We start from the raw sequence: 25,142 nt of genomic DNA on the forward strand, positions 1-25,142 counted from the left end.
ATAGCAAGAGTGTTAGCAAAGCAGCATGGAAAGGCTGACCATAGTGGGTGATAGTCCCGTATGCAAAAACACACTTGTGGTACTAAGCTTGCGAGAAGTAGGGCGGGACACGTGAAATCCTGTCTGAATATGGGGGGACCATCCTCCAAGGCTAAATACTCATCATTGACCGATAGTGAACTAGTACCGTGAGGGAAAGGCGAAAAGAACCCCGGGAGGGGAGTGAAATAGATCCTGAAACCGTATGCTTACAAAAAGTAGGAGCCTGGAAACGGGTGACTGCGTACCTTTTGTATAATGGGTCAGCGACTTACATTCAGTGGCAAGGTTAACCGAATAGGGAAGCCGTAGAGAAATCGAGTCCGAATAGGGCGACAGTCGCTGGGTGTAGACCCGAAACCAAGTGAGCTATCCATGGCCAGGATGAAGGTGCGGTAACACGCACTGGAGGTCCGAACCGACTAGTGTTGCAAAACTAGCGGATGAGCTGTGGATAGGGGTGAAAGGCTAAACAAACTTGGAAATAGCTGGTTCTCTCCGAAAACTATTTAGGTAGTGCCTCAAGTATTACCATCGGGGGTAGAGCACTGTTTTGGCTAGGGGGTCATGGCGACTTACCAAACCAAGGCAAACTCCGAATACCGATGAGTACAGCTTGGGAGACAGAGCACCGGGTGCTAACGTCCGGACTCAAGAGGGAAACAACCCAGACCGCCAGCTAAGGTCCCTAAAATTGGCTAAGTGGGAAACGAAGTGGGAAGGCTATAACAGTCAGGATGTTGGCTTAGAAGCAGCCATCATTTAAAGAAAGCGTAATAGCTCACTGATCGAGTCGTCCTGCGCGGAAGATGTAACGGGGCTAAGCCAGTTACCGAAGCTGCGGATGTGCAATTTATTTGTACGTGGTAGGAGAGCGTTCTGTAAGCCTGTGAAGGTGGTGGTGTAAACCCTGCTGGAGGTATCAGAAGTGCGAATGCTGACATGAGTAGCGTTAAAGGGGGTGAAAAGCCCCCTCGCCGTAAGCGCAAGGTTTTCTACGCAACGTTCATCGGCGTAGAGTGAGTCGGCCCCTAAGGCGAGGCAGAGATGCGTAGCTGATGGGAAACAGGTCAATATTCCTGTACCGATGTGTAGTGCGATGTGGGGACGGAGAAGGTTAGCTCAGCCAACTGTTGGATATGTTGGTTCAAGCCTGTAGTCGTGCCTGGTAGGAAAATCCGCCGGGCTTAGATGAGGGGTGATAACGAGTGTGCTTGCACACGAAGTGAGTGATACCCTGCTTCCAGGAAAAGCCACTAAGCTTCAGCTACACACGACCGTACCGCAAACCGACACTGGTGCGCGAGATGAGTATTCTAAGGCGCTTGAGAGAACTCAGGAGAAGGAACTCGGCAAATTGACACCGTAACTTCGGAAGAAGGTGTGCCTTTGGTAGGTGAACCATTTACTTGGGGAGCCGAGAAAGGCTGCAAAAAATCGGTGGCTGCAACTGTTTATTAAAAACACAGCACTCTGCTAAGACGAAAGTCGACGTATAGGGTGTGACGCCTGCCCGGTGCTGGAAGATTAAATGATGGGGTGCAAGCTCTTGATTGAAGTCCCAGTAAACGGCGGCCGTAACTATAACGGTCCTAAGGTAGCGAAATTCCTTGTCGGGTAAGTTCCGACCTGCACGAATGGCGTAATGATGGCCACACTGTCTCCTCCTGAGACTCAGCGAAGTTGAAATGTTTGTGATGATGCAATCTCCCCGCGGAAAGACGGAAAGACCCCATGAACCTTTACTGTAGCTTTGTATTGGATTTTGAACAGACCTGTGTAGGATAGGTGGGAGGCTTTGAAGCCGGGACGCTAGTTTCGGTGGAGCCAACGTTGAAATACCACCCTGGTGTGTTTGAGGTTCTAACCTAGGTCCATTATCTGGATCGGGGACAGTGCATGGTAGGCAGTTTGACTGGGGCGGTCTCCTCCCAAAGTGTAACGGAGGAGTTCGAAGGTACGCTAGTTACGGTCGGACATCGTGACGATAGTGCAATGGCATAAGCGTGCTTAACTGCGAGACTGACAAGTCGAGCAGATGCGAAAGCAGGACATAGTGATCCGGTGGTTCTGTATGGAAGGGCCATCGCTCAACGGATAAAAGGTACTCTGGGGATAACAGGCTGATACCGCCCAAGAGTTCATATCGACGGCGGTGTTTGGCACCTCGATGTCGGCTCATCTCATCCTGGGGCTGTAGCCGGTCCCAAGGGTATGGCTGTTCGCCATTTAAAGAGGTACGTGAGCTGGGTTTAAAACGTCGTGAGACAGTTTGGTCCCTATCTTCCGTGGGCGCTGCAGATTTGAGGAAGCCTGCTCCTAGTACGAGAGGACCGGAGTGGACGAACCTCTGGTGTACCGGTTGTCACGCCAGTGGCATTGCCGGGTAGCTAAGTTCGGAAGAGATAACCGCTGAAAGCATCTAAGCGGGAAACTCGTTTCAAGATGAGATCTGCCGGGGCCTTGAGCCCCCTAAAGAGTCGTTCAAGACCAGGACGTTGATAGGCAGGGTGTGGAAGCGCAGTAATGCGTTAAGCTAACCTGTACTAATTGCTCGTGAGGCTTGACCCTATAACTTTGAAAGTCTCGAATTGATTGTGGAGACACAGGCAGTTTGTGAATCAAGGTGTTATGCCAAGTTGACGCATTCAAGAAAACAAAAAGACACGCTGTGCAGCAGGCATGGTGTGCATTTACTACGACAAAAGCTAATTTGCTCTATAGATTCGATGGGCTGAGGGTGCGCTGCTGGTTAAACCCTGGTGCGCACGGACTCAGTCGATCAAAAAGTTATGCCTGATGACCATAGCAAGTTGGTACCACTCCTTCCCATCCCGAACAGGAAAGTGAAACGACTTAGCGCCGATGATAGTGCGGATTCCCGTGTGAAAGTAGGACATCGTCAGGCTCTTATGCCTAGACTGGCCCAGTTGATCTTGTGATCGACTGGGCTTTTCTTTTTTGTGCTCTCGACGTTCTGTCGACTAGTTCCGCAATCTCAGCAAACACAGATTAAACGTACCCTCAATAAAGACAAGATGGTTTGTGGACCTAGTCAAATTAATGGACAGCAGAGTCCTCTAAAGATTGGGAATACAGATTTTCAAAGTTAAGTGGGCTTAGCCAGCCAACGGTTGAATGCCTGCGAATGCGATTGTAATAAGCCTCTATGTATTCAAAGACTGCCTGCTTAGCTAGCTCTCGGGTTGCAAAGTATTCACCGTGAATAGCTTGCTTTTTCAGTGTGCCGAAGAACGATTCTGCTACGGCGTTAACTTGAATCTGCCAACAATTTCCGCGCCTACTCATGCTTTGAATAAGTAAACTTTCCCTGAGTATTTTGCGGTACGCGTTCGACACGTATTGCGATCCCTGATCGGTGTGAACCATCACGCCAGTAGGTTTTCCTCTGGTGAGAATGGCCGCTTGCAATGCATCACACACTAACTTGCTATCAATTCGCCCGCTCATCTGCCAGCCTACAACAGCGCGACTGTACAAGTCGATCACCGTGGCCAAGTACAGCCAGCCCTGCGCAGTGCGTATATAAGTAATGTCTCCAACCCAAACCTGGTTGGGTGCGCACACCTCGAACTGGCGCTCCAGCAAGTTAGGCGAGGCTAATTTGCCGTGATTAGAGTCAGTGGTGCGTTTAAATTTCTGACTGCCTTTAGCGCGTAAGCCCAAATAATGCATATGCCTACCGACGGTGCGCACGCAAGCGTTAAGGCCGCTACCAACGAGCTCGGCGTGGATGCTGGGTGCGCCCACTCTCGCTTTATGCGCTGTGTGGCAGGCACGAATGGCATCGTGCAGATCAGTTGCTCGCTGTGGGCGGGCAAGCCATGCGTAGTAGCCCGAGCGGCTAACCGACAAAGCCGCGCACAGAGCGGCCATGCGGTAGGCGTCCAAGTGAGATTTCATAAACGTGTACTTGGCAGACTTGGATTTTTCACGAAGTACACGTGCGCTTTTTTTAGTATGTCGTTGACCTCTCGTAAGTGCGCGTTCTCACGCTCAAGCGTACGAAGTCGTTGTTGATCTGTCGATAAGGCCGCGCTGGCGGTAACGCCGATGCTAGTGCGGTGTACACGCATCCACTTGTCTAACGTGGAGTAGCCAACGCCAAGCAGCTTGGCTGTGTTCGCAACGCACTGCCCTGGGTGATTTAAAACGTGTTCGACTGCTTGCTGCCTGAACTGTTCACTGTGATGTTTGCGCATGAATTTCCTTTTCAAGGTTTGATTTAAACCTTTAGAGGAACTCTTTGTCTACTTTTTTGACTAGGTCCACAGTGCCAAAGCTGCTTTCCGCCTGCGTGCGTTGAGCTTGTTGGACGGCTCAGCGCGCGTGTGCAGCCCGTACACGCGGTTTTGGTGGTATCAAGTGTGTGCATCGGGGGTGCTGCCAGCGCTGTACGGTGCGCTCGGACAAGCCAAATTGAGTACGAACCTGCACTAGGTACGCGCTGTCTGCTTAGACTTTTACGATTGTCTGCAACAGGTTTTAGCACTCATCATTCCGCCAGTACTTTGACGAACCTAAAGACCTATTAAGGTCGGCAGTCGCCGTTTCTAGCGTCTGTTTATCAAGCTGTCTGACATTGTTTAAGGCTGACGCTTTGAATCGACGCAGTGAATGTTTTGTTTTCTGTTTTTCTGTAGCGATGCTGGCGCATGTTCCGCTAAAAGTTAGGGGCGATAACCAGTCTGACAAAGGGGGCGCTTTTCCGGAAGGTAGAGCGCTATGCGCTCGACCAATGTATTGCATGGAACTACAGCGTCGATTTATTCAAGAAATACCTGCTGACGGGTATTTTTCACACTGAACTAAAGGTGTAAGGCGACTTCTTGCGTGCTACGTGTTTTATAGCGCTATGGGTTTTGTCGGGTGTTCTACAGTCATATATTGCTAGTAGTTATTCAGAGATTCTCTAGATGTTTAAAGATCCGCGGATTCAAGTCTGAAGTGCAACTTTGAAATTAACCGTACGGGTGGGTGAGATGTGAGAGCATCCAAGCTTCCCGACTACCAAGTCAAAGTTGCCCAGAATGATTTACACACACCTCACCCGTGACGAACGTTACCAGATTGCAATCCTCGTCAAAGCAAACTTCAATCAAAGTGAAATTGCAAAAATGATGGACCGTGATAAATCGAGCATCAGCCGTGAGTTGCGTCGTAACCGCGGTCTACGAGGCTATCGCCCTAAGCAGGCAAATGACAAAGCCCAAGAACGTAGACTTGCCTGCGCCAATAGTCCTAGAGTTGCTGACTCGACATGGGCTGTAGTGGAGGAAAAGTTGGCTGAGGCTTGGAGCCCCGAACAAATCAGCGGCCACCTCGAAGCTCGATGCCAACCCGGTGTTAGCTATGAGAGCATTTACCAGTACATCTACGCTGACAAACGCGCGGGCGGCAGCTTGCATAAAACACTGCGTTGCCAGAAGACGCGAAAAAAACGCAGCAGCGGCCGTGAACGGCGCGGCACCATCTCTCGCCAGGTCTCAATAGAACTGCGACCCGCCATCGTGCTTGAGCGTGCGCGCTTTGGCGACTGGGAGGCTGATCTGGTGATTGGTGCCGGGCAGAAGCAAGCCCTAGTGACGATTAACGAGCGTGTCTCTCGGTATTCAATAATTTTCCACGTGCCATTCAAAACAGCGCAAGCCGTAGGGGACGCGTTAATCACTTTACTTAAACCATTCGCTCATTGCGTGCACACACTCACGACAGATAACGGCAAGGAATTTTCTCAGCATGAACGAATAGCTTCTGCGCTGAGTGCAGATTTCTTTTTCGCCCATCCATACGCCTCGTGGGAGCGTGGGGCAAACGAGAATATGAACGGTTTGATTCGCCAGTTTTTCCCAAAGGGGATGCGCTTTAATTGCATCACCGACGATGACATTGCTTTAGCGATGCACAGGCTCAATCATCGTCCTAGAAAATGTTTAGGGTATCGAACGCCGCATCAGGTTTTTATGGAACAGTTAGAGTCCTATCAGCATACGGTTGCACTTCAAGCTTGAATCCGCCATCTCTAAACCTTACAAAAAGTGGTTGTTGAAGCTGAACAGTTCGCTGCATTACTTGCACCCTGCGCCAGCACGGGTAACTTATTAACCTGTTTTTTTATTGCCGCGTTTTATCCATTGCGTCCAAACGCCGCGTGACCAAGCTAAGGTGTAGAGCAGTGTTAGTAACCCGATACCCCACTGCTGCGAGTCCCACGCAGCGTAGAACCAAAAAGGCTGTCCAGCTAAACCAAACAGACAGGCGTAGCGTTGGCATGCCGGCCTGCGATCTTGGGAGAGGGTAATGGCGATCACTCCGAATAGGGCGATGCCCCACTGTTCATTCATTGGAGCTGACTTGTTAGCTGAACTTTATCGTATCGCCCATGGGCACAGCAGGCAAAGCTGTTTGCAGCGCTTTAGCGTAAGCCATGCGGGCGGTTTGTAATATGGCTGTTTGGGCGCTTAAGCGAGCCAGTTCAGAGTCTACGAATTGCAGGCTAGTGAGTTGCGCTTTGACTTCATCTGAGAGGTGATCGAGTTCGTATTCTTGGTTATCTATTTTAATTTTTGACATATTTGTATTCCTTTGTGCTTATTAAACGGGCTTAAGCCAATGCGTATTATCCACGCCGTACTTTGGCTTAATGGATTAAAACAATGCATGGCTATGTGTTCGCTTTGAGGTAAGGGTTAGGTTTTTTTTCAACGAATTTGATATTCAGGCGACCTAACAGTAGGTGGATGAAAAATTGATGCTGATCGGCCGCTCATAGTCTTGTGTCAAGATTTTGGTGGTAATCGTTGGCAATGACGCGCTTCGAGACATTCACACCCCTAAGGAGTAATTGACTTCATTGATGTGCGGTCAAGTCGGAGTTGCTCTGAAACCGCTGATTAAATTCTCTTTTCAACTGCACTGCGATAGCGCGCGGCTAATAATTAGTGACGAGAAAATTAAGCGGGAATCGACTCAAACTAACCACAGCACGTTCAAGCCCGCCATATCCGCATCAGCAATACCTACAACCTCTATGACTGAATCTAGAGCCGCACCAATCGGAGCGCCTCTGTGCAAGTAAACGTTCTGTCCCAACGGCAGCCAACCAATCGACTCTGCCTTGATGGCTTGGAGCTCATGCAGGTAATCGTCTTGACTGGTGTGCTTGAGGTTCATAGCAAGGTCAATTGAGTTTCATCAACTCAACCTCGCCATCCGGCGAAGCTGGTAAGGCCGCCTTCAATGCATTGCTGTAAGCCATGCGGGCGGTTTGTAAAACAGCGGTTTGGGCGTTAAGTCGAGCCAGTTCTGCATCTACAAATTGCAGGCTGCCTAGCTGCGCTTTAGCTTCATCTGCGAGGGTGTCAAGTTCGTAATCTGTGTTGTCTATTGTGATTTTTGACATGAGCGGTTCCTTTATGTGAAAAGTAGGGGGTTTGTCGTGAACTGAGCTTGGTTTTTACACGGTCTTCAAGGTAAAAACCGTAAGGTTGTTTTGGCCGTGAAATGCAGGGCACTTACGGCACTTACAGCAAAAGAGGCACAAGTAGTCACAGAGATTCAAACAATATAGGCGCTTGAATTGGCATTCGCGCCTTTGCACTGTCTAGTCGCCAAGCAGATAAAACTTGCATGGCTAAACGCCGTTAAGTCATAGCATTTAAGTACATCATATCCAATCTGAAATAGTCAAATCCGCTTTGTGCTTTCAGGTCACTTATGACTGCCTTCGTATTTCATCATCAAGTTGAAATTTTTTAATTTGTCTATGAGATCAACCAGAGAGCGTAGCAAATGTTCAATCTGCTTTTGTCGCGCAGTTAGGCACGGCTAAACGCTAAGCTGATTTTTGAATGGTCATAGTATTTGCCCTACAAAATCAGCAGCTAACAATCAACGCATGGTTAATAACGAGGCAGTCCATACAGCATCAAAAATACCCGCGATACAAAAACCGAGCGTGTTTAAAACACGCCACCCTCATTGAAGTTTGTGTTGTCACGCACCACCAAACCTTCGCCATGAATTTTTGCATCATGCTTTGCACGGGCCGCAACTGAAGCGACTTGTTCTGCACTGGTGTATTCGTCGCGGTGAATATTGACCGCACCGATTGACAGCGTGGTCAAAGGAAAAAATCGTGCAACTCCGTGCCTATCTTCCGCGTGAATGCCTCCAGCTTCGCGTGCCGGAGCATCGAATAGCTCAATCGCCTGTTGCGCAAATTCGCTGATGATTTGCTCGCACTGCAATTGCCAATCAGTGCTTTGGTACAAGATGACAAAGTCATCGCCTCCGACGTGACCAACAAAGTCGCGTTGTGGGTTGCAGTGGGCCAAGGCGAGTTTGGCTACCAGCCGAATCATTTCGTCGCCCCGCCAATAGCCATACTGGTCATTGAAGGGTTTGAAATTATTCAAATCAGCGTAACAGGCGATAAATTCGGCACCGCTTGCCAGTAGCCGCTCTATGTGCTGACTGATAGGAATATTGCCAGGCAAAAAGGTTAAAGGATTGGCGTGGCGGGCGGCCTCTATGCGTGTTTCCATGACGGAGCGAACCAGTTGATCGCCGGTTCCTAAGCCAACATAGCGACCATTTTCAGTCACGATAAATCCGTCGATGAGGTAGCGTTGATCGGTAGACGTAAGAATGCTTAGCAATTCCTCCACAGGGTGATTGCGCTCAATCACTCTAGGTTCAGGATTGATATGCGATGCACAAGGTTTTCGGCCCCAGAGCTCACGGTAATAGCTCTTGCTGTATGCGTTCATAAAATCCGTGCGATTGATGATGCCCACCGGACGACTGCCGTCCACAACCGCTATGGCATGCAGATCGGTGCGTGCCAACAAAATAGACGCCAGTTCATCGTTGGTGGTGTGCAAAGTCGCACAAGGCGCCTCGACCACAGAGACGCGCTGTTTTTGACCAACATGGGATACACGACGCAATTCAGGGTAGACCGCAACCCTGCGATCCTGTATCACCATCAACGCTTGTGGCTCTACGCTTTCGCGTGGCAAGAGTGCAGGGCGACCAAGAAAATAGCCTTGGCCATACGCAATACCCAAATCACGCAACACGCGTAAATCATCTTCTGTCTCAATGCCTTCTGCGACTAAGGTGGTGTCAAAGATTTCTGCAATTTGCTGCAACGCTTGAATCGTTTTGACTTTTTCTGCGTGCTTGCTGATGTCTTTGGTGAAGTACTTATCGATCTTCACAATCTCAGGCTTGAGCTGCGACCACAACCTTAAGCTTGAGCGGCCATCACCAAAATCATCTAACGCTAGACTCACACCGGTCTCGCGTATGTCTTGGACTATCTCGGCGAGATAGTCCATATCGCTAACCCGCTCGTGCTCGGTAATTTCCAGCACCAACATGCTCGGCAAAATTCCTAAGTCACGAATATAGGCCAGCAAAAGCTCGCGTCCACAGCGTTCATAAACTTGCTCCAAGACCTTGGCACTGATGTTGACAAACAATCGTCTTGACTCGTGCAGCGCGCTCCATTGGCCTAGTTCCACCATGAGGCAATGGTTTTCGAACTCTTCACTCAAACCCTCTTTCGCCGCCGCATCTAACAGCCTGTCAGGGGCGTGAAGAGCAGAGTCTGGTCTACCTCGTATCAAAGCTTCATGCGAGTAAATTGAACCGTCGCGCAGCGAAACTATTGGCTGAAAAACGCAGTAAAGCCCATTGCTGCGCATCAAGCTAGCCAGTGGCCCACGACCACGCTGTACCAAGTCTGAGTGCATGGCTGTGGGCACAGACTTGGCGTTGAATAGGCAACGTCGTTTTTCTAATACCGTCGAAAAAATACCCGCTGCAGGGTTTGCTCTTGCCGCAGCAAACTGAACGCTACTCATAAGGTGTGAAATATAAAAAATGAAGAACTCATCTTATGGGTGTTGCGTGACTCAGTCGTGACAAGTAACGCGAATTGCGAGCGCCATCATATTTTGGCGTGTGCCGAGGCGATAGACTTTTGCTGCGAAAGTGAAGATGAAAATTAAGGCCATAAAGTATGACGCTAACGATGGCGACTTAACTTAATCGTGCCGATAACGCAGAGTAACTTTTTTAAAATTTACTAAGCAGTGAACCTAGTCAGATTAATGGACAGCAGAGTCCTCTAAAGATTGGTAATACAGATTTTCAAAGTTAAGTGGGCTTAGCCAGCCAACGGTTGAATGCCTGCGAATGCGATTGTAATAAGCCTCTATGTATTCAAAGACTGCCTGCTTAGCTAGCTCTCGGGTTGCAAAGTATTCACCGTGAATAGCTTGCTTTTTCAGTGTGGCGAAGAACGATTCTGCTACGGCGTTATCCCAACAATTTCCGCGCCTACTCATGCTTTGAATAAGTAAACTTTCCCTGAGCATTTTGCGGTACGCGTTCGACACGTATTGCGATCCCTGATCGGTGTGAACCATCACGCCAGTAGGTTTTCCTCTGGTGAGAATGGCCGCTTGCAATGCATCGCACACTAACTTGCTATCAATTCGCCCGCTCATCTGCCAGCCTACAACAGCGCGACTGTACAAGTCGATCACCGTGGCCAAATACAGCCAACCCTGCGCAGTGCGTATATAAGTAATGTCTCCAACCCAAACCTGATTAGGTGCGCACACTTCGAACTGGCGCTCCAGCAAGTTAGGCGAGGCTAATTTGCCGTGATTAGAGTCAGTGGTGCGTTTAAATTTCTGACTTCCTTTAGCGCGTAATCCCAAATAATGCATATGCCTACCGACGGTGCGCGCGCAAGCGTTTAAGCCGCTACCAACGAGCTCGGCGTGGATGCTGGGTGCGCCCACTCTTGCTTTATGCGCTGTGTGGCAGGCACGAATGGCATCGTGCAGATCAGTTGCTCGCTGTGGGCGGGCAAGCCATGCGTAGTAGCCCGAGCGGCTAACCGACAAAGCCGCGCACAGAGCGGCCATGCGGTAGGCGTCCAAGTGAGATTTCATAAACGTGTACTTGGCAGACTTGGATTTTTCACGAAGTACACGTGCGCTTTTTTTAGTATGTCGTTGACCTCTCGTAAGTGCGCGTTCTCACGCTCAAGCGTACGAAGTCGTTGTTGATCTATCGATAAGGCCGCGCTGGCGGTAACGCCGATGCTAGTGCGGTGTACACGCATCCACTTGTCTAACGTGGAGTAGCCAACGCCAAGCAGCTTGGCTGTGTTCGCAACGGACTGCCCTGGGTGATTTAAAACGTGTTCGACTGCTTGCTGCCTGAACTGTTCACTGTGATGTTTGCTCATGAATTTCCTTTTCAAGGTTTGATTTAAACCTTTAGAGGAACTCTTTGTCTACTTTTTTGACTAGGTCCACAGATTCACTCAGCGTAAAACAAAGATAAGCGTGTCTCGCCACATGCGTCTTGATGACTGTCGTGCCGTAACAGTTCTTCACGCTGGGCCAGCACAAGAAAAAAGCAGTTTGAGCGTGTTCAGACTGACACAACGCAAGGCGATCTAATAACGCCGTCAAATGTGGTTAACTTTATTAACGTCGGTTTATCCGTAAGCACTGCACAAGAAGGTGATTTCTTCTTTATTGTGGCAATAAGTTGCCCGCCAGCGCCCGCAGTTCTGGCTCTGCCATCGCGTCTTTGACCGCCACTAGCCACAAGTCCAGCCCTAATTCCCGGCGCTTACCCGCTATGGTTTTGAAGCCTGCTGTTTGCAATGCGGTAGTCAAGGTTTTAAGCGTAAAACCACATTTGTGCGCCATGAAATGATGGCCAGCCGCCAACGCCGCACCATGACCGTACAAAATATCCAGTGGCGTGATGATGCCCGCCTGTGCGGTGTAAGCCGCATCCGTTAACTTATCTTCTGCCACCAACGCGCACACGGTCTGCAAGTCTGGACAGGTGATCACCAAGTAACCCGTCGGTTTTAATACCCGCAAGAACTCGGCCAGCACCACCGGCACCTCATGCGCGTAAACATGCTCAATGTTGTGTGCCGAGTAAACAGCGTCCATGCTTTGACTTTTTACCGCCGCCATGTCCAGCATAGAACCGATGATGTCGGGCTGATTCGCCGGGTCAATGTCTAGTCGAATTTCCTGCCAATCGTTGTTTTGAAATGCCGTCGGTAGCTTGGCACCGTTTTGACGGTGACCGGGGCCAACGTGCAATATGGTTTTAGTAGCGGCATTGATAGCGGCAATGGCAGGGGTTGGCATGACTGACTGGCTTTCAAATAGTTGAGCATTTAGATTTTTAAAACACGCTTCTAACTGCTGGACGAATGCTTTGACGTTCATCAACGGCGACGCAAGCATTGTCTGGCGTAGGCTAGACCTATAAAGCGCCAAACGCGCCTTGTCATTCGCCAGTTCTGTTGCGATACGCAGGTAATCAGCAGTGTCTTTGGCGGATAGTTCTGCCAGTCCGATAGTGCTTAAAAACGCATGCGTTTGACGGCTTACCGCTCTGCTTTGCGCTAAGGTGATCACTGGCACACCCATCCACAAGGCCTCGCAACTGGTCAGACCGCCGGTAAAGGGGAAAGGGTCGTAAGCGATCCAAGAACGCCAGACTTGAAAGACGAAGTCGAATTTGTCAAGCTTGGCCCATCTCAACTCAGATGGAAAAGCAACGATGCAAGCACAAACGATTTCATGGGAACAACACGTTACGACAGCCTGGCGCGAGGGCCTCACCATGGGTGCGTATGCCAAGAAGCACGGCCTTGCCGGCTCAACCGTGTACGGCTGGCAACAAAAACTGCGCTTGAGACAAGCCACTGCAATTGATGCTGGTGCCCCGGCAAGTTTCAATGCAGCGCCTCAGGACATTGAGCCCAGCGTTGCAGTTTGCGCGGGCAAGTTTCTAGCCCTGCGCATCACAAGCGGCAAGCCCGATCAGAGCGCGCAGTCCATCGTGCGCGCACCGGCGCGCTGTGCACTGCCTGCACCGCCTGCACCGCCTGCACCGCCTGCACCCTGTGCGCCGATTGTTGAACGCACTGGTGCTGCGTCCAACCCCAGCCATATTCACACCCCCCACAACTGGACGCTGATACTGCCGGGCTCCATACGACTACAAATGCAGGCACCCCCCGAGCCGGCCTGGCTCATTGCATTGAGTTGCTGCGCACAAGGCGTGCACTGATGCACCCCGGCTGCACCCTTGAGCAGGTCTACCTGTACCGCGAAGCCATCGATTTCAGGAAAGCCATCGACGGCTTGAGCGTTCTGGTCGAACAAGAGCTGGGCTTAAACCCGTTTGCCATTGCCCTGTACGTCTTCACCAATCGCCAGCACAACAAGATCAAAGCCTTGTACTGGCACCGCAACGGCTTTTGTCTGTGGCAAAAGCGATTGGAGGCAGACAAGTTTGCGTGGCCGCGTGATGAACAAGAGGCCACAAGAGTCATCAGCTTGCAGGAGTTTGGCTGGCTGCTCGAAGGCTTCGATTTGTGGCGAAATAAACTTCATAAAACCCTCGATTTTGCGTCCGTTTCATAGGGGAATTCGTTAAAATACAGCATGTCCTTTAACTCCTTGGAAACCCCCTTTACTCCTCTGAAGATCGTGTTTCCAAAGATCCCTGAATCGAGCGTTTTGCCCGCCAATATTGAGGCCCTCAACGAGGCTCTCAAAACGTTGCTGGTAGCCCAGCAAGCGGCCTGCGAGCAAGCGGCACAATTGGCCTACCAGCACGCCGTCCAGGCCATTCGGCTGGATGCCCATGAATACATTGTCCGCATGCTGGAGCAAGCCGTGCTGGCGCGCCAACGCATGTTCGGTGCCAGCTCCGAGCAGTTGTCCGCCCAGAGCCGCTTGTTTGATGAGGCAGAGGCCCTGGCGCAGTCGAGCACCGAGGCGCAAGACCTCGCCCCCATTGCGGCTGAAGTGCTGCCAGCCGTTAAGCTCGCCCGCGGCAAGCGCGCTCCTTTGCCTGCCCAGCTGGAGCGGGTCGATGTGGTGCACGATGTGCCCGAGTCCGATCGCACCTGCCCCTGCGGCACCCCGATGGTGGAAATCGGCCAAGACATCAGCGAACAACTCGACATCGTGCCCATGCAGGTACGCGTGCTGCGCCACATCCGCAAGCGCTACGGCTGCCCCGGCAGCTTGCACGCACCCATCACTGCCGACTTGCCAGCGCAGCCACTGCCCAAGAGCAACGCCAGTGCCGACTTCCTGGCCATGCTGATAGCCGTCAAGTTCGTCGATGGTTTGCCGCTGGCACGCTTTGAACACGTACTGGAGCGCCACGGCGCGGCGGTACCGCGCCAGACACTGGCGCGCTGGGTGATTGGCTGCTCACACCTGCTGCAACCGCTGCACAACCTGATGCGCGACATCTTGCTGGACGGCTCGCTGCTGTACATGGATGAGACGGTGGTGCAGGTGCTCAAGGAGAAGGGCCGCTCGCCCACATCGAACAGTTATATGTGGGTGCAGACTGGCGGCCCGCCGGACAAGCCGGTGGTGCTGTATGACTACGATCCGAGCCGAAGTGCCAAGGTGCCCGTGCGTCTGCTGGAGGGCTTCAAAGGTTATTTGATGACCGATGGCTACGCTGGCTATAACGAAGTCGAGCGCAGCCAGGGAATTGAGCGTCTTGCGTGCTGGGCGCATGTGCGTCGGCGCTTTGTTGATGCGATGCGGATCCAGTCCAAGGGCAAACGCGGCAAGGCTGATGAGGCCGTGGCCTTGATTGGCAAGTTGTACGCAATTGAGCGGGCGCTCAAGGATGCCAGTATTGAAGCCCGGTATCTGGTGCGCCAGAGCCGCAGCGTACCGGTACTGGCTCAGTTGCAGGCGTGGCTGCAGAAAACGCAGCCACTGGTGACGCCCAAAAGTGCGCTGGGTACGGCGTTGGCCTATATGGGCGATTTGTGGAGTCGGCTTACCGTTTACACGCAGCGTGGAGATCTGCCGATTGACAACAACCGCTGTGAGAATGCGATTCGACCCTTTGTGGTTGGTCGAAAGGCGTGGTTATTCAGTGATACGCCAGCTGGGGCGCACTCCAGTGCGGTGATCTATTCACTGGTGCAGACGGCCAAAGCCAATGGGCTGGAGCCCTATGCCTGGCTGCGCCGGGTGATGCGTGATTTGCCAGCGGCCAAGACCGTCGAAGAGGTTGAGGCGTTGCTGCCGTGGAATCTGCGCATACCCGATTTATCGGGTCATATCGCTGGTTGAAACACTGGGGTTTGTGGAGCGCTTACAAAGGGTCTAACGCAATATCAATATCGGCATATTGCTGGAGCATGTCCGCATGGAAAGACGGGCCACGCAAACTAAGGCGCTCAGGGTCAATGCCGCGCTCTGCGAAGGCCTCGGTCACCGACTGACGCAAAGCCTCGTCATTAAAGCTACGCCATTTAAGGATGAGCCGAGAGTTAGGTACAGAGACAAGAACTTGCGCCCAAACATCAAACACCCTGGAGTTGTATTTGCCCGTGTTGTTAAAACTGCCAAAAGTAACGAAGCCATTATTAAGACAAGGCGGGGGTGATAACGCTGGCGCGAACGGGACGGGTTGATAGCACAGACGGCCAGCCGGCAACCGCACCAAGGTTTCCACAAACTGCTGCTCGGCGCCCGGTGGGGCATGCCATTCGTCTAGCAGCACAGCATCCATATAGGCCAGACCGGTGGTGGCAAAGTAACCCAGCCACGAGACCTGAACCGGAGCCGGGCGATGCGCAAAAACCGTCAAGCGTGAACCCGCGGTGTGACCGGATAAATCAACTAAGACATCAATCCCATCTTGCCGAATCAACTCAGCCAGCGCTGTGTCATTTAAAGCCGCTACATCCCGCATCTGGCAACTGCCAGCAATAGCTGTCGTAACCCAATCCTTGAGCTGGCCCGCGTAGTAGGCAAAGACTGTGACTTGAGTCACATCATGGGATTGGAGAATATCTTTAACCAAAAGTCCGACAGTGTGCTGACAAAAATCTGCCGAAACATAAGCAATCCGCAAAGCACGACCCGATGCTGAGCGAACCAACGGACGCGGCCGAACGCCACCGGCTTGTGCCACAGCCCAGTCACCCCAGGCACGGGCAGCGGCCAAGCGGTCGGGGTCGGAAACTTCAGGGTCGTATTCCAGACTGACAACTGCATTGCGGCGAATCACCGGCTGCTGAGGCAGGCGCGCCAACAGCAGTGCATACAGTGCGCGAGATTGGGCATGCTGCCCACTGTCACGCGCAAGATTGGCCAGATTGACAAGCGAGCGCAAATCATCAGGGGCGATGACACGGGCACGCTCCAAGCATTCTCTGGCGGGGGTGAGAAAGCCAAAGCTTGACAGTAAAGCACTCACGTCCAGCAGGGCGCTGACATCGTTTGGGTATGCCGATGTGATGCTGCGGCATTCAGCCAATAACTCGGCAAAGCGCCCACCTTGGGCATGGGCTTGGGCGGCTTTTAGTAACGGCGGCAGAGCGCTCTTGGCGGGTATAAGTGTGGGCAAACTAAGTCGGTATCCTATGTTTCACAGTGCGCATTTAAATGATTGACGGACGCCATCGTCGTGAATGCTCAGTGTTTATTGAATCGCTAATGGTCGCTGGCTTGCGGCTTAACTCAGTGAGTGTCGTTTATCTTTTTTTGGTTTTCTACTAATGCTAATTAGCGAGGGTGTTGTTTGGGCTAACACGACTATTTTTTTCTAACCCGTTTTTAACCCCAAACACAAGCCGAGCAGCCGCCAAACCGCGCAAAGCACGTTGCTGGCGTTGCGCAGCGATTTCTAGTAGCTTGGCCGGCGTACCTACGGCGCTGGCAAAGTCTTTAAAGAAATGGTCAGCGCAGGCAATAAAAGCCTCCGCATTCATACCTAACCGACTTAGCAAGGACGGCGTATGCGCCGCAATCACCCCGCGTTTGCCCGGGTGAACAGCGCGGCCCATGGTGTCAACTAGCTCTAAATACTTTTCTAAGCCAAATGGCACGGCTTGCTCAAAGCGGCTAGTAACATCAAAAGGCATTAGCGGAGCTTGTGGCAATGCAGACAAAGCAGCCTCAGGCAAAAGACCCGACAAACTGGGCAATGCCGGTGCTGCCAAGCGAGCGCTTTCAACTTCACCCATAACCTCTGGCGCCACAACCGGTGCCGATATGGCTAGAAACTGCTGACCTTGCAGCTCAGCCAGACGCGCATAAATCGAAGTGTGCAGACTCTCAGACAAAGACTCTGCCATACCCGCACGAATCGGGTTCAGGTCCACATAAGCCATGGCCGCTAACAAAGCTTGTTCGTCCAACAAGGCCTGACTTTTAAAGCGGCCTTCCCAAAATCGACCCGTGCAGTCGTCTTCGGTATTGGCTTGGTGAGCAATTGACTCGTTAAGTACGCGCATAAACCACGACAAGTCATGCAGGCGCTGACGGTACAACTCAGCAAACGCCATCACCTTGGCGCATTCACTCTCACCCATCTGATCGCGCGCCGCAGACAGGTAGCGCTGCACCAATAGCGGCCCAGTAAAAAGCTGCGTCCACCGGCGCAACACAGCTTCATGATCCATCGACAACGCCCGCGCTTTATCAACACGAAGAACCACGTGGTAGTGGTTACTCATCACCGCATAAGCGGCCACGTCAATGGTGAAAACCGAGGCTAACTCACGAATCCGCGTTTCTATCCAAGCCCTGCGGTGGTCAAAGTTTTGCTGAGTAGTTTTGTCATGACCGCACAAAAAAGCCCGGCGAACACAGCGATTCACGACGTGGTACCAGGGCGTGTCTGACAGTGAAACAAGAGACGATCGGGATCGAGTCATGCTCGGAACTCTAACAGGCGGTTATCGGTGCTGGTGTTAGTTACCGTCGCTTACATGGGTGGCCTGTTTTTTTGTCTAAGTGGGATTCGGGGTCTGGGTGGGGCTGATTTACGTGGATGTCGCTTTTATGTCCTTGCCGCACGTTCATCCCCGCCATAAAGGCATCAAGAATGCCCATCACCTCAATCGCTATGGATTAGCTACATCTCACTAACGTGGATGTCTCTTTTATTTCTTTCATTTCGAAGTCAGAAGTCAGAAGTCGAATCCCAAAAGCAAAACCCCACTGCCTTGTGAGCAATGGGGTTTCGAGAGGGTTAGCTACACCCTACGCCGAAGCGCGGAATGCATATAAGGAAATACTTAAACGGTGTAAGTGATGTCAGTACCGCTGAAGGTTCCAGACAGACCGGTCAGGTTGATAACAACGTCGGTCGCAGCTTGGAAGCCCAGCGTTGCATCATTCACAACCAAGTACGTGCCAGCAGCGGCACCATTAGCGAATGTATAAACTTGAGCAACTGTAGCTGTACCCGCCGCATTCGATGCTGTCAGCGTAGTGTAAGCAGCAAGGGCTGAGTACACGTCAGCAATAGTAGCCACTGAAGTGGTATTTGCTACAGCGGCTGCCATAGTCGCGGTAGCTGCAGTACCTGTATTGATGGTAACGCCAGTCAACGTCGTATTCAAACCACCGCCTGACCCAGTAAAGTTGATCTTGTCAATACCGGCCACAAAGTCAGTGATTTTGTCAACGTTAGCACCTGTTGCACTGGTTGAAGTTGCAATCACCTCGTAGCGGACAATGTCCGCACCGGTACCCAGCGTAATAACGTCAGCACCAGCACCACCGGTGATGACGTCAATACCGGCACCACCGGTGATGACGTCAATACCGGCACCACCGGTGATTGTGTCAATACCAGAACCACCGACGATGGTATCGGCACCCGAACCACCTGTCAGCGTGCTGCCAATTGTCGAGCTACCCGTAATGGTGTTCGTTCCGGCTGTTTCAGTGATGCTGACAGCGGCCAATGCACTTCCGGCATTGATCGTGTCTCCACCCAGCAAGCTACCCTTAAACGTTGATGCATATTGCAACGCACCGGCGGTATAACTAAAGCCGCCAGCCTTGGTAATGCCGCTTGCGTCGATTGAGGTAAGAGCAGTACCGGCGAAGGTCAGTGCCAAACCGCTGGTACCCGCGACGGTAAGTGTCGTCATCGCCGTATCCACAATCGTCAACGTATCAGCGTAACCAACCGGGGTAAGTGCCGTATCCGTCGTTGTGATGTTGATAATTTCTACGTTAGGCGTAGTCAGGCTCCCAAAAGCAGTAATACCTACCGCGATATTATTAAGGCCAACCTTCAGCACATCCGCAGATCCCGAACCAGTGGTACCCGATGTTGTGATACCCGTGTTTGCACCGGTAATGTTGATGGATTCACCTGAAGCCAGGTTGCTGATATTTGTAGTTTGTGCGGCACCGGTAATGTTGACAGTGTCGAAAGTACCAAAGCCCTTGCTGTTATATGTCGCGCTAGCGCCAATACCCGTCAGTGACAACTGCTCGAAACCTGTCACAGCAGCTTTAAATGCGGTCTGAACAGCACCCGCCGTGGACAAGGTTGCAGCGTCAGCGGCAGTCAGTGACAGAATGTCAGCAGCACCTGTTCCACCATTAATTGAGCCACCCAGGCCAAGAGCCGTCGTGCCCGTGGAAAGGATAACTGTATTGCCAGCCGCAATAGCATTTGACACACCTGCAACTGCTGCAATAGCTGTACCACCACCCAAAGAAATAGCCTTGGTGGTCGCACCTACAGTAACGATGTCGTTACCAGCACCACCGGTTACAGCCGTTCCAGTACCCAAGACAGTGGCAGTAAGAACACCCGTTGTGCCCGAGGTATCAATTAAGGTGAGAACAGCATAATCTGTTGCTGCATTCGTTGTGGCCGTCAGGGTCAACCCAGCAGTTCCGGTGACATTGACTGTCGTCAGAGCGTTGTTCGTCGTGAGGGCGACCGTAGCCAATTTCGAACCGCTAACATTCAAAGTCGTAGCCAAGACAGCCGCAATCGTAGCTGATGTGTTTGCTGCGCTGGAAGTGTAGTTAACAGTAGTCGCTTTGGCAGCCGTAAAGGTGCCCAGAGTAGCAATACCGGTATTGTTGATCGACAGTGTCGTCGCAGTTGCATCTGTCAGACCGCCATGACCAACAGTACCAGCCGTATTGACGGTCAGCGCACGAGTACCAGCCGCCGCAGTTACTGTTGCCAAGCCAGCGTCGTTATTCAGAGTCACGCCAGTAATGCCATTGCCGGTAAGGGTGATAGCGCCAGTACTACCAGTAGCGGTAACATTCTTTAAGGTGTTGCCCGTGGAGGATGACGTAGTCGAGGTATCTGTAACAGCAACGGTGGTAAAGACACCCGTACCTGTTGCCGCAACCGTAACATCTGTCGCGCTATTAAGCGTTACTGCTGCGGTTGCGGCAGTCATATTAGCAGCAAGACTTGCTTCGTTATATCCAAGTGACGTTACGCCTGTTCCAAAGGTCGTGTTTGTGATTGCAACCGCGCCAGTACCGCCACCAGTTGCAGTACGGCTTACAACAATATTTTCAAGATTTGACAAAGTTACAGCAGCAGGCAAAGCAAAATTAACAGCGGTTGTATCCGCATAATTGAATACATCAGCACCAGCAGCACCGTTGATATTGTCAAACGAAGTCAAGGTCGCATTCGTCGCATTGAACGTGTCGTTGCCAGCAGTGCCAGTGAAGGTATCCACACCAGTAGTGAGCGTGAAAGTAGCACCAGCAGCACCAGCACCAGCAGTAATCTTAGCAGTAGCAGCAGTCACAGAAGCAGCAGTAGCATCCACACCCACCAAAATTGTCTGTGCACCAGCAACAGAGCCATTGCTCACGCCGTAGGCCAAAGCAACGGTACCTTTGTTATTGAACAAGCTCTGTGACAACAGGCCAGCAGCATCAGTACCTGTGTAGGTAGTAACTACTGCAATCATTTGTGAAATAACCGAACCTGGCGTAGCACCAGTAGCGTTCAGCTTGGCAGTCCAGAAAGCCAGACCATCGGTGTCAGCAGTGCGGCCCAACACGTTGACGTAGAAACTAGCAATGGTTTCTTGATTGGTGTTGAACGAAGGGAAGAATGCGCGCGCAGGTGCGGTAGCGAACATGGTGTCAGCAACCGAAGACACCGAAGTGCCGTTGGCGAGCAAGTTGGTCCAAAAGCCCAGGCCATCGCCATCAGGTGCGCGGCCGAACAAGGCCACATATAGATTGGATACATCTACGCGGTTTTGCGAGGTAATAGAAACAGCCATTTGAATTTTCCTTTAAATGCATTTAAAAAACAGTTTTCGAAAACTGACGAGCAAGCAGTGCAAGTGACTATCGAGTCGTGAGGGTAGTATGCATAAGGCGTTAATCTGAAAGTGTGACTTGCGTCACAAAGTACACAATTTAATCCAATTAACTAGGGATTTAGTGTCACTGGCTTTTAATTAAAGCGCTTAGCTAGTCCCAGCATCAGCATGCGGCCTTGCTGCTCGAACAAAGGCAAATTCGCCCGCTGCTGAAAAAACTCTAAATTGAGTCGGGCTTCCCAGTCGACGTTTAGGCTTTGGCGCAGGCCTAGGCTGAGGGTTTGGCGCTGCAGTTTGCGCTTGGCGTTGTCTTCTAGCAGCGGGCTGTAGCCGCTTTGGTCGGCTGTGGTGGCGATTTGCCAGCTTGCCTGCAGGCTTTGGCTGGGGCTTAGCATTTGCTCATAGCGCAGGGTTAATTCGGCGCTTTGGTTGTTGCCGCCGGGGCGGTCAGCTCTGGCTTGCTCAAAGCCGGTTTTAAGGTTGGCGCTAATGCTTTTGCTCCCGTCGCCGGGTAGTGGGCAGCTCAGGCCGGCGTTCAGGCTGTAGAGCGTGCCGCTTAGGCTGGGTACGCTCTGTTGGGCGCGCGTTGCTATCTCTGTGCCCAGTATGCGCTGGCAGCTGTGCCAAGGCTGGTTGCGCAGCACGGCCACGCGCAGACCGTTAAACAGGGTCTGGCCGCCCAAGCGGTAGTGCTGGGCCAGCAGATTGACTTGCCAGTAATTGTTCGGTGCCACTGTGTTTGAGTCCGGCCCAGCGGCTTGTTGGTAGACCAAACCGGGTTGCAGGTCTAGGCTGTTAAAGCCAGTTTCATGGGTGTATAGCTTGTTGCGCAGCAGCAACACAGGGCTGAGATTGCCCGGCCCGAATGCCCAGACTGGGCCACCCAATGTGGCGGCGAACAAAGAAAAGCTGTCGGCGCGTGGCAAAAAGGCTTTGTCCACATCAAACAATGTGCTGCCTGTGGGTAGGCTGAGCGGGATTTGCAAACGCGAAAGGCCGGTGTTGGCGTTGTTGTCATAGCCGGCGCTGAGCTGGATTTCCCCCTGCCAGCTGGACTTGGGCTGGCTGCGCTGATCGGTTTGAAGGTTTTGCGGGTTTTGCCAAAGGCTTTGCCATTGGTTTACTTGGTTTAGCAAAGCCGGCGTTAAGGGGAACTGGTTGCGCAAGTATTCCAAGTGCTCAACTGCAGCGGCGGCGTCGCCGCTGCGGTAGGTGGCTAGCGCTAGGTCTAGCCAAGCCCCGGCAAAACGCGGGTCTAGGCCAACGACTCGCTCTAACGCTTGTCGTGCCAGGTCGGGTTGGTTGTTGGCTAAGGCGTTTAGGCCGAGTTGGTAGAGCTGGTCTGGGTCTTGGCTGGCGTTAATTTGCTGCGTAAGACTGGATATGTTGGTGCTTGACGGTGGCTTTGGGTTGCTTGAGTCTTGCGACCAAGCCACGCCAGAGCTCAGCAATAGCAGTGCGATTAGCCGTGACTTTAGACGCCAGGGCTTAAGACGGCGGATCAGCGGCTCCAGCGCGTGGCACCGACCAGGTTTTGAGTGGGGCTCAAGCTGGCATCAAACAGATAGCCGGCTTCGTTGGCGTTGTTACTCAGGACGCCAGCCAAATTCATATTTGAACGGCTAGGGTCAACCAGCAACAGGCCTTGGCTGTGTATGCTGCCTTGGGCATTGAGCGGGTGGGTAATGCCCTGTGCGGTGACATTGAGCTGGGTTGAGAACTGGCGCTTATTGAAGTCCAACTGCAAGTTGGTGTTGCCCAATTGAGCCGGGGCGAGGGTTTGCGTCTGGCCTGGTTGGGTGGTTTGCAAATAGGCTTCGCCGCCTTGGTAGTTCATGCCGATTACGCCGGTGCTGGGAAAAGCGTTGGAGTTGCTGGGGCGGACCAAACCGAATAAGGCGTTGCCGAAGGTGATCTCGCGGTCGTCGGTCAACACACTGACGACAGTCGGTGTGTTGGGCAGGGCGACGTTGCTCCAGCGGCCCCAAGCAATTTCTGGGCGGGTTGCGGGCGGCAGGGGTTGAATGGGTTGTGTTGGTTGAACCGGCTGCGCAGTGGAGGTACGCAGCACCTCGCTGGCTAGGGCGGTGGTTTGTGCTAGCTCGCGCTCAGACAGTACGTGGAGTTCTTCTGGGCGGGGCGGAGAAGCTTTATTCGGACCGTCCTTGCCGCTTTCGGGCACCACGATGGTAGGTAGGCCGCCTTGGGCGCGTACTTCCATATAGGCTTGGGGAATGCCGGCTGCTAGCTCACGCGTGAGCGGGCCGGTGCAGGGGGATAAGGTGCTGAGTAGGCAGCTTGGGCCAAAAGCACTCATAGTTACTGCGCCTTTTAATACCGAGACGCGGGTGGCGTCTGGCAGGGCTTGGACCACATAGTCGGTGCCGCGCAGACCTATGGCGGCGACGGGGGTGTTAAAGCGGTAGTGTTCGCGTGCGGCTTCGCCGGCCTTGCCGGAGATGGTGCGGGCAACACCGGATTCGAGCATCAAGCCGACGCGGTTGGCGCTGGGGTCTTGCGGGGCGTAGGTGTAAGACTGAATTTGTAGCTTGGCCATGGGCCGCACGGCGATGAAGCCGTTGTCAATCATGCGTGCATGTATGTGGCCGTCTGGGCCGGTGAGCAGGCGGTCGCCTACTTTTAGGGTTTGGCCTTTGGTGAGGGGGGTGCTGCTGCCGTTGCGCTCTAGCCGGGTGTCGCCGACCTGAAAGGTGATGCTGCCTATGATGGGCGCTTCGGTGACCGCTTTTTGTGCGTTAGCTGTCTGCAAGCCAAGCAGGCCTAAGCAGAGGGTGCAAAAAAGTTGCTTGAACAGGGTTTTATATAGAGTGCGCATAGGTTTTAATCGATTTTTTAAGTTTATCACCCTTACTCAACATATCACTCAAGGCTTGATTTAATGGGTTTTTCTAAACCGGTGCCGCAGTTTAAGCAGGGATTGCTCTACCAAGCGTTGGCTTAAGCATGAAAGCGCCATGCTCAGGGCTAGAAAACCGGGCAGCTGGCTGCTGCTCACGCCTTGGGGGTAAAACGTCCAAATAATCAGAAAGTGATTCAAAAACACTCCGTAGGAGATGTCGCCAGCCAAGCCATCCCAGCGGGTGCGAGGGCGCGTGGCTAGGGCTTGCAATAGCAGCAGGCCAAAAATAAGGCCAAGCAGGGTTTCAAAGTTATACGGCTGACGCAGATTGCCGTTGATAAAGAGCAGGCCTATGGCCAACGTGGCCAGTGCGGCTACGCCTAGTGTCATGGCCTGTGCTTGGCGTTGCTGGCCTTGCTGATGCAGGCCTTGCAGCCAAGCGCCAAGTAAAAAAAACAGCAGTACGCCGGGCAGCAGACGGTAGCCAAACCAGTCGCTGTTGATGATGCCGGCCAAGGCGGCTAGGTAGACGCTTAGGCTCAGCAAGCCAAAGGCCAGCAGGCGTTTGGGCCAGACCAGTAGCCAAGGGGCGAGCAGGTAAAACTGTACTTCTGCACCTAAAGACCAAGCCGGCGGGATGAGGGTGTAGCCATCGCTGCCGTTGTACATGTAGTAGTTGAGCGGGATGATTAGTAAGTTGTTCACCAAGTCGCCCGCGCTAGGGGCGTGGCTAAGGAATTGGGTGTTAGCTTGGGTGAAGCCATACCAAGCCAGCGTGAGGCCGGCGTAGAACAGGTATTGCGGCAGCAAGCGAATGGCGCGGTCTAGGTAAAACGCCGGGGCTTGCGCGCCCTGGCTGTAATGGCGGCGGATAAGGCCGGCCATGACGTAGCCAGAAATCAGGTAAAAGCCAACCACCGCCATCACGCCGGGGTTTAGCCCGAACATGCGTAGATTGGTATGGCTGGCGGCAACCGCTAAGGCAAGCAAAAGGCGTAGCGTGCCTAGCATGGAGAAAGTCCTGTGGTTGAGTCGGTGGCTTGGGCT

General features: G+C 52.5%; 18 protein-coding genes and 2 rRNA genes (1 of these 20 running past the window's edge). 6 read left to right on the plus strand and 14 right to left on the minus strand.

What is annotated here, in order from left to right; all coding sequences use genetic code 11:
* Together HC248_RS02355 and rrf are read left to right on the plus strand one after the other, a co-directional pair.
* A 23S ribosomal RNA gene (locus HC248_RS02355) occupies positions 1-2,610 on the plus strand; it begins 270 nt to the left of the window's first position.
* A 224-nt stretch (positions 2,611-2,834) separates the two neighbouring features.
* Positions 2,835-2,947 (plus strand): 5S ribosomal RNA (gene rrf / locus HC248_RS02360).
* A 152-nt stretch (positions 2,948-3,099) separates the two neighbouring features.
* Here rrf and HC248_RS02365 read toward each other — a convergent pair.
* Positions 3,100-4,262, minus strand: a protein-coding gene (locus tag HC248_RS02365) for an IS3 family transposase (RefSeq protein WP_168921100.1) whose coding sequence is annotated in 2 segments (ribosomal slippage) — positions 3,100-4,019 and positions 4,019-4,262 — 1,164 coding nt in all. Because the reading frame shifts where the segments join, the coding sequence is not laid out codon by codon here.
* An 828-nt stretch (positions 4,263-5,090) separates the two neighbouring features.
* On the opposite strand from HC248_RS02365, the gene HC248_RS02370 reads away from it, so the two are divergent.
* Positions 5,091-6,071, plus strand: coding sequence for an IS30 family transposase (locus tag HC248_RS02370; protein WP_168920958.1), 981 nt, complete (start codon positions 5,091-5,093; stop codon positions 6,069-6,071).
* Positions 6,072-6,161: 90 nt separating this feature from the next.
* Here the strand turns inward: HC248_RS02370 and HC248_RS02375 are convergent, their stop codons facing one another.
* The 7 genes from HC248_RS02375 to HC248_RS02405 form a co-directional block, all read right to left on the minus strand.
* Positions 6,162-6,404, minus strand: a complete 243-nt coding sequence (locus HC248_RS02375) for a hypothetical protein (RefSeq protein ID WP_168921101.1) — start codon at positions 6,402-6,404, stop codon at positions 6,162-6,164.
* Between the two features lie 13 nt (positions 6,405-6,417).
* Entirely contained in the window at positions 6,418-6,633 is a 216-nt protein-coding gene (locus HC248_RS02380; RefSeq protein ID WP_168921102.1) for a DUF6447 family protein, read from the minus strand.
* Between the two features lie 396 nt (positions 6,634-7,029).
* On the minus strand, positions 7,030-7,233 hold the full coding sequence (locus HC248_RS02385; protein ID WP_168921103.1) for a hypothetical protein: 204 nt from the start codon (positions 7,231-7,233) through the stop codon (positions 7,030-7,032).
* A 7-nt stretch (positions 7,234-7,240) separates the two neighbouring features.
* Positions 7,241-7,462, minus strand: coding sequence for a DUF6447 family protein (locus tag HC248_RS02390; protein ID WP_168921104.1), 222 nt, complete (start codon positions 7,460-7,462; stop codon positions 7,241-7,243).
* 559 nt (positions 7,463-8,021) lie between these two features.
* Positions 8,022-9,932, minus strand: coding sequence for a GGDEF domain-containing protein (locus HC248_RS02395; RefSeq protein WP_238342695.1), 1,911 nt, complete (start codon positions 9,930-9,932; stop codon positions 8,022-8,024).
* Between the two features lie 246 nt (positions 9,933-10,178).
* Positions 10,179-11,332 (minus strand): IS3 family transposase gene (locus tag HC248_RS02400; protein ID WP_168921018.1). Its coding sequence is split into 2 segments (ribosomal slippage): positions 10,179-11,089 and positions 11,089-11,332, totalling 1,155 coding nucleotides; the frame shifts between segments, so codons are not numbered across the junction.
* A gap of 292 nt (positions 11,333-11,624) precedes the next feature.
* On the minus strand, positions 11,625-12,662 hold the full coding sequence (locus tag HC248_RS02405; protein ID WP_168921105.1) for a class I SAM-dependent methyltransferase: 1,038 nt from the start codon (positions 12,660-12,662) through the stop codon (positions 11,625-11,627).
* 19 nt (positions 12,663-12,681) lie between these two features.
* Between HC248_RS02405 and tnpA the strand changes: the two genes are divergently transcribed.
* The 3 genes from tnpA (at position 12,682) to tnpC (ending at position 15,239) form a co-directional block, all read left to right on the plus strand.
* Positions 12,682-13,194 (plus strand): IS66 family insertion sequence element accessory protein TnpA, encoded by a 513-nt coding sequence (tnpA, locus tag HC248_RS02410; RefSeq protein ID WP_168921106.1) that lies wholly within the window; start codon positions 12,682-12,684, stop codon positions 13,192-13,194.
* On the plus strand, positions 13,194-13,550 hold the full coding sequence (gene tnpB, locus HC248_RS02415) for an IS66 family insertion sequence element accessory protein TnpB (protein ID WP_168921107.1): 357 nt from the start codon (positions 13,194-13,196) through the stop codon (positions 13,548-13,550). Before tnpA ends, tnpB begins: the two co-directional genes overlap by 1 nt.
* A 108-nt stretch (positions 13,551-13,658) precedes the next feature.
* Complete coding sequence (tnpC, locus tag HC248_RS02420; protein WP_420372009.1) at positions 13,659-15,239, plus strand: IS66 family transposase; 1,581 nt, start codon at positions 13,659-13,661, stop codon at positions 15,237-15,239.
* A gap of 22 nt (positions 15,240-15,261) precedes the next feature.
* Here tnpC and HC248_RS02425 read toward each other — a convergent pair whose 3' ends face one another.
* The 6 genes from HC248_RS02425 to HC248_RS02450 form a co-directional block, all read right to left on the minus strand.
* On the minus strand, positions 15,262-16,521 hold the full coding sequence (locus HC248_RS02425) for an O-linked N-acetylglucosamine transferase, SPINDLY family protein (protein WP_202882406.1): 1,260 nt from the start codon (positions 16,519-16,521) through the stop codon (positions 15,262-15,264).
* Positions 16,522-16,675: 154 nt separating this feature from the next.
* Positions 16,676-17,776, minus strand: a complete 1,101-nt coding sequence (locus tag HC248_RS02430) for a transposase (protein ID WP_202882407.1) — start codon at positions 17,774-17,776, stop codon at positions 16,676-16,678.
* Positions 17,777-18,196: 420 nt separating this feature from the next.
* Positions 18,197-21,193, minus strand: a complete 2,997-nt coding sequence (locus tag HC248_RS02435) for a beta strand repeat-containing protein (RefSeq protein WP_168921108.1) — start codon at positions 21,191-21,193, stop codon at positions 18,197-18,199.
* Positions 21,194-21,369: 176 nt separating this feature from the next.
* Positions 21,370-22,686 carry a tetratricopeptide repeat protein gene (locus HC248_RS02440; RefSeq protein WP_168921109.1) on the minus strand — a complete coding sequence of 439 codons (1,317 nt, stop codon included), beginning with the start codon at positions 22,684-22,686 and terminating at the stop codon, positions 21,370-21,372.
* Positions 22,687-22,736: 50 nt separating this feature from the next.
* Positions 22,737-24,005 (minus strand): FecR family protein, encoded by a 1,269-nt coding sequence (locus tag HC248_RS02445; protein WP_168921110.1) that lies wholly within the window; start codon positions 24,003-24,005, stop codon positions 22,737-22,739.
* Between the two features lie 126 nt (positions 24,006-24,131).
* Positions 24,132-25,106, minus strand: a complete 975-nt coding sequence (locus HC248_RS02450) for an acyltransferase family protein (RefSeq protein ID WP_168921111.1) — start codon at positions 25,104-25,106, stop codon at positions 24,132-24,134.
* Positions 25,107-25,142: the final 36 nt, after the last annotated feature.

It is taken from the genome of Polaromonas vacuolata (assembly GCF_012584515.1).
GTDB classification, from domain to species: Bacteria; Pseudomonadota; Gammaproteobacteria; order Burkholderiales; family Burkholderiaceae_C; genus Polaromonas; species Polaromonas vacuolata.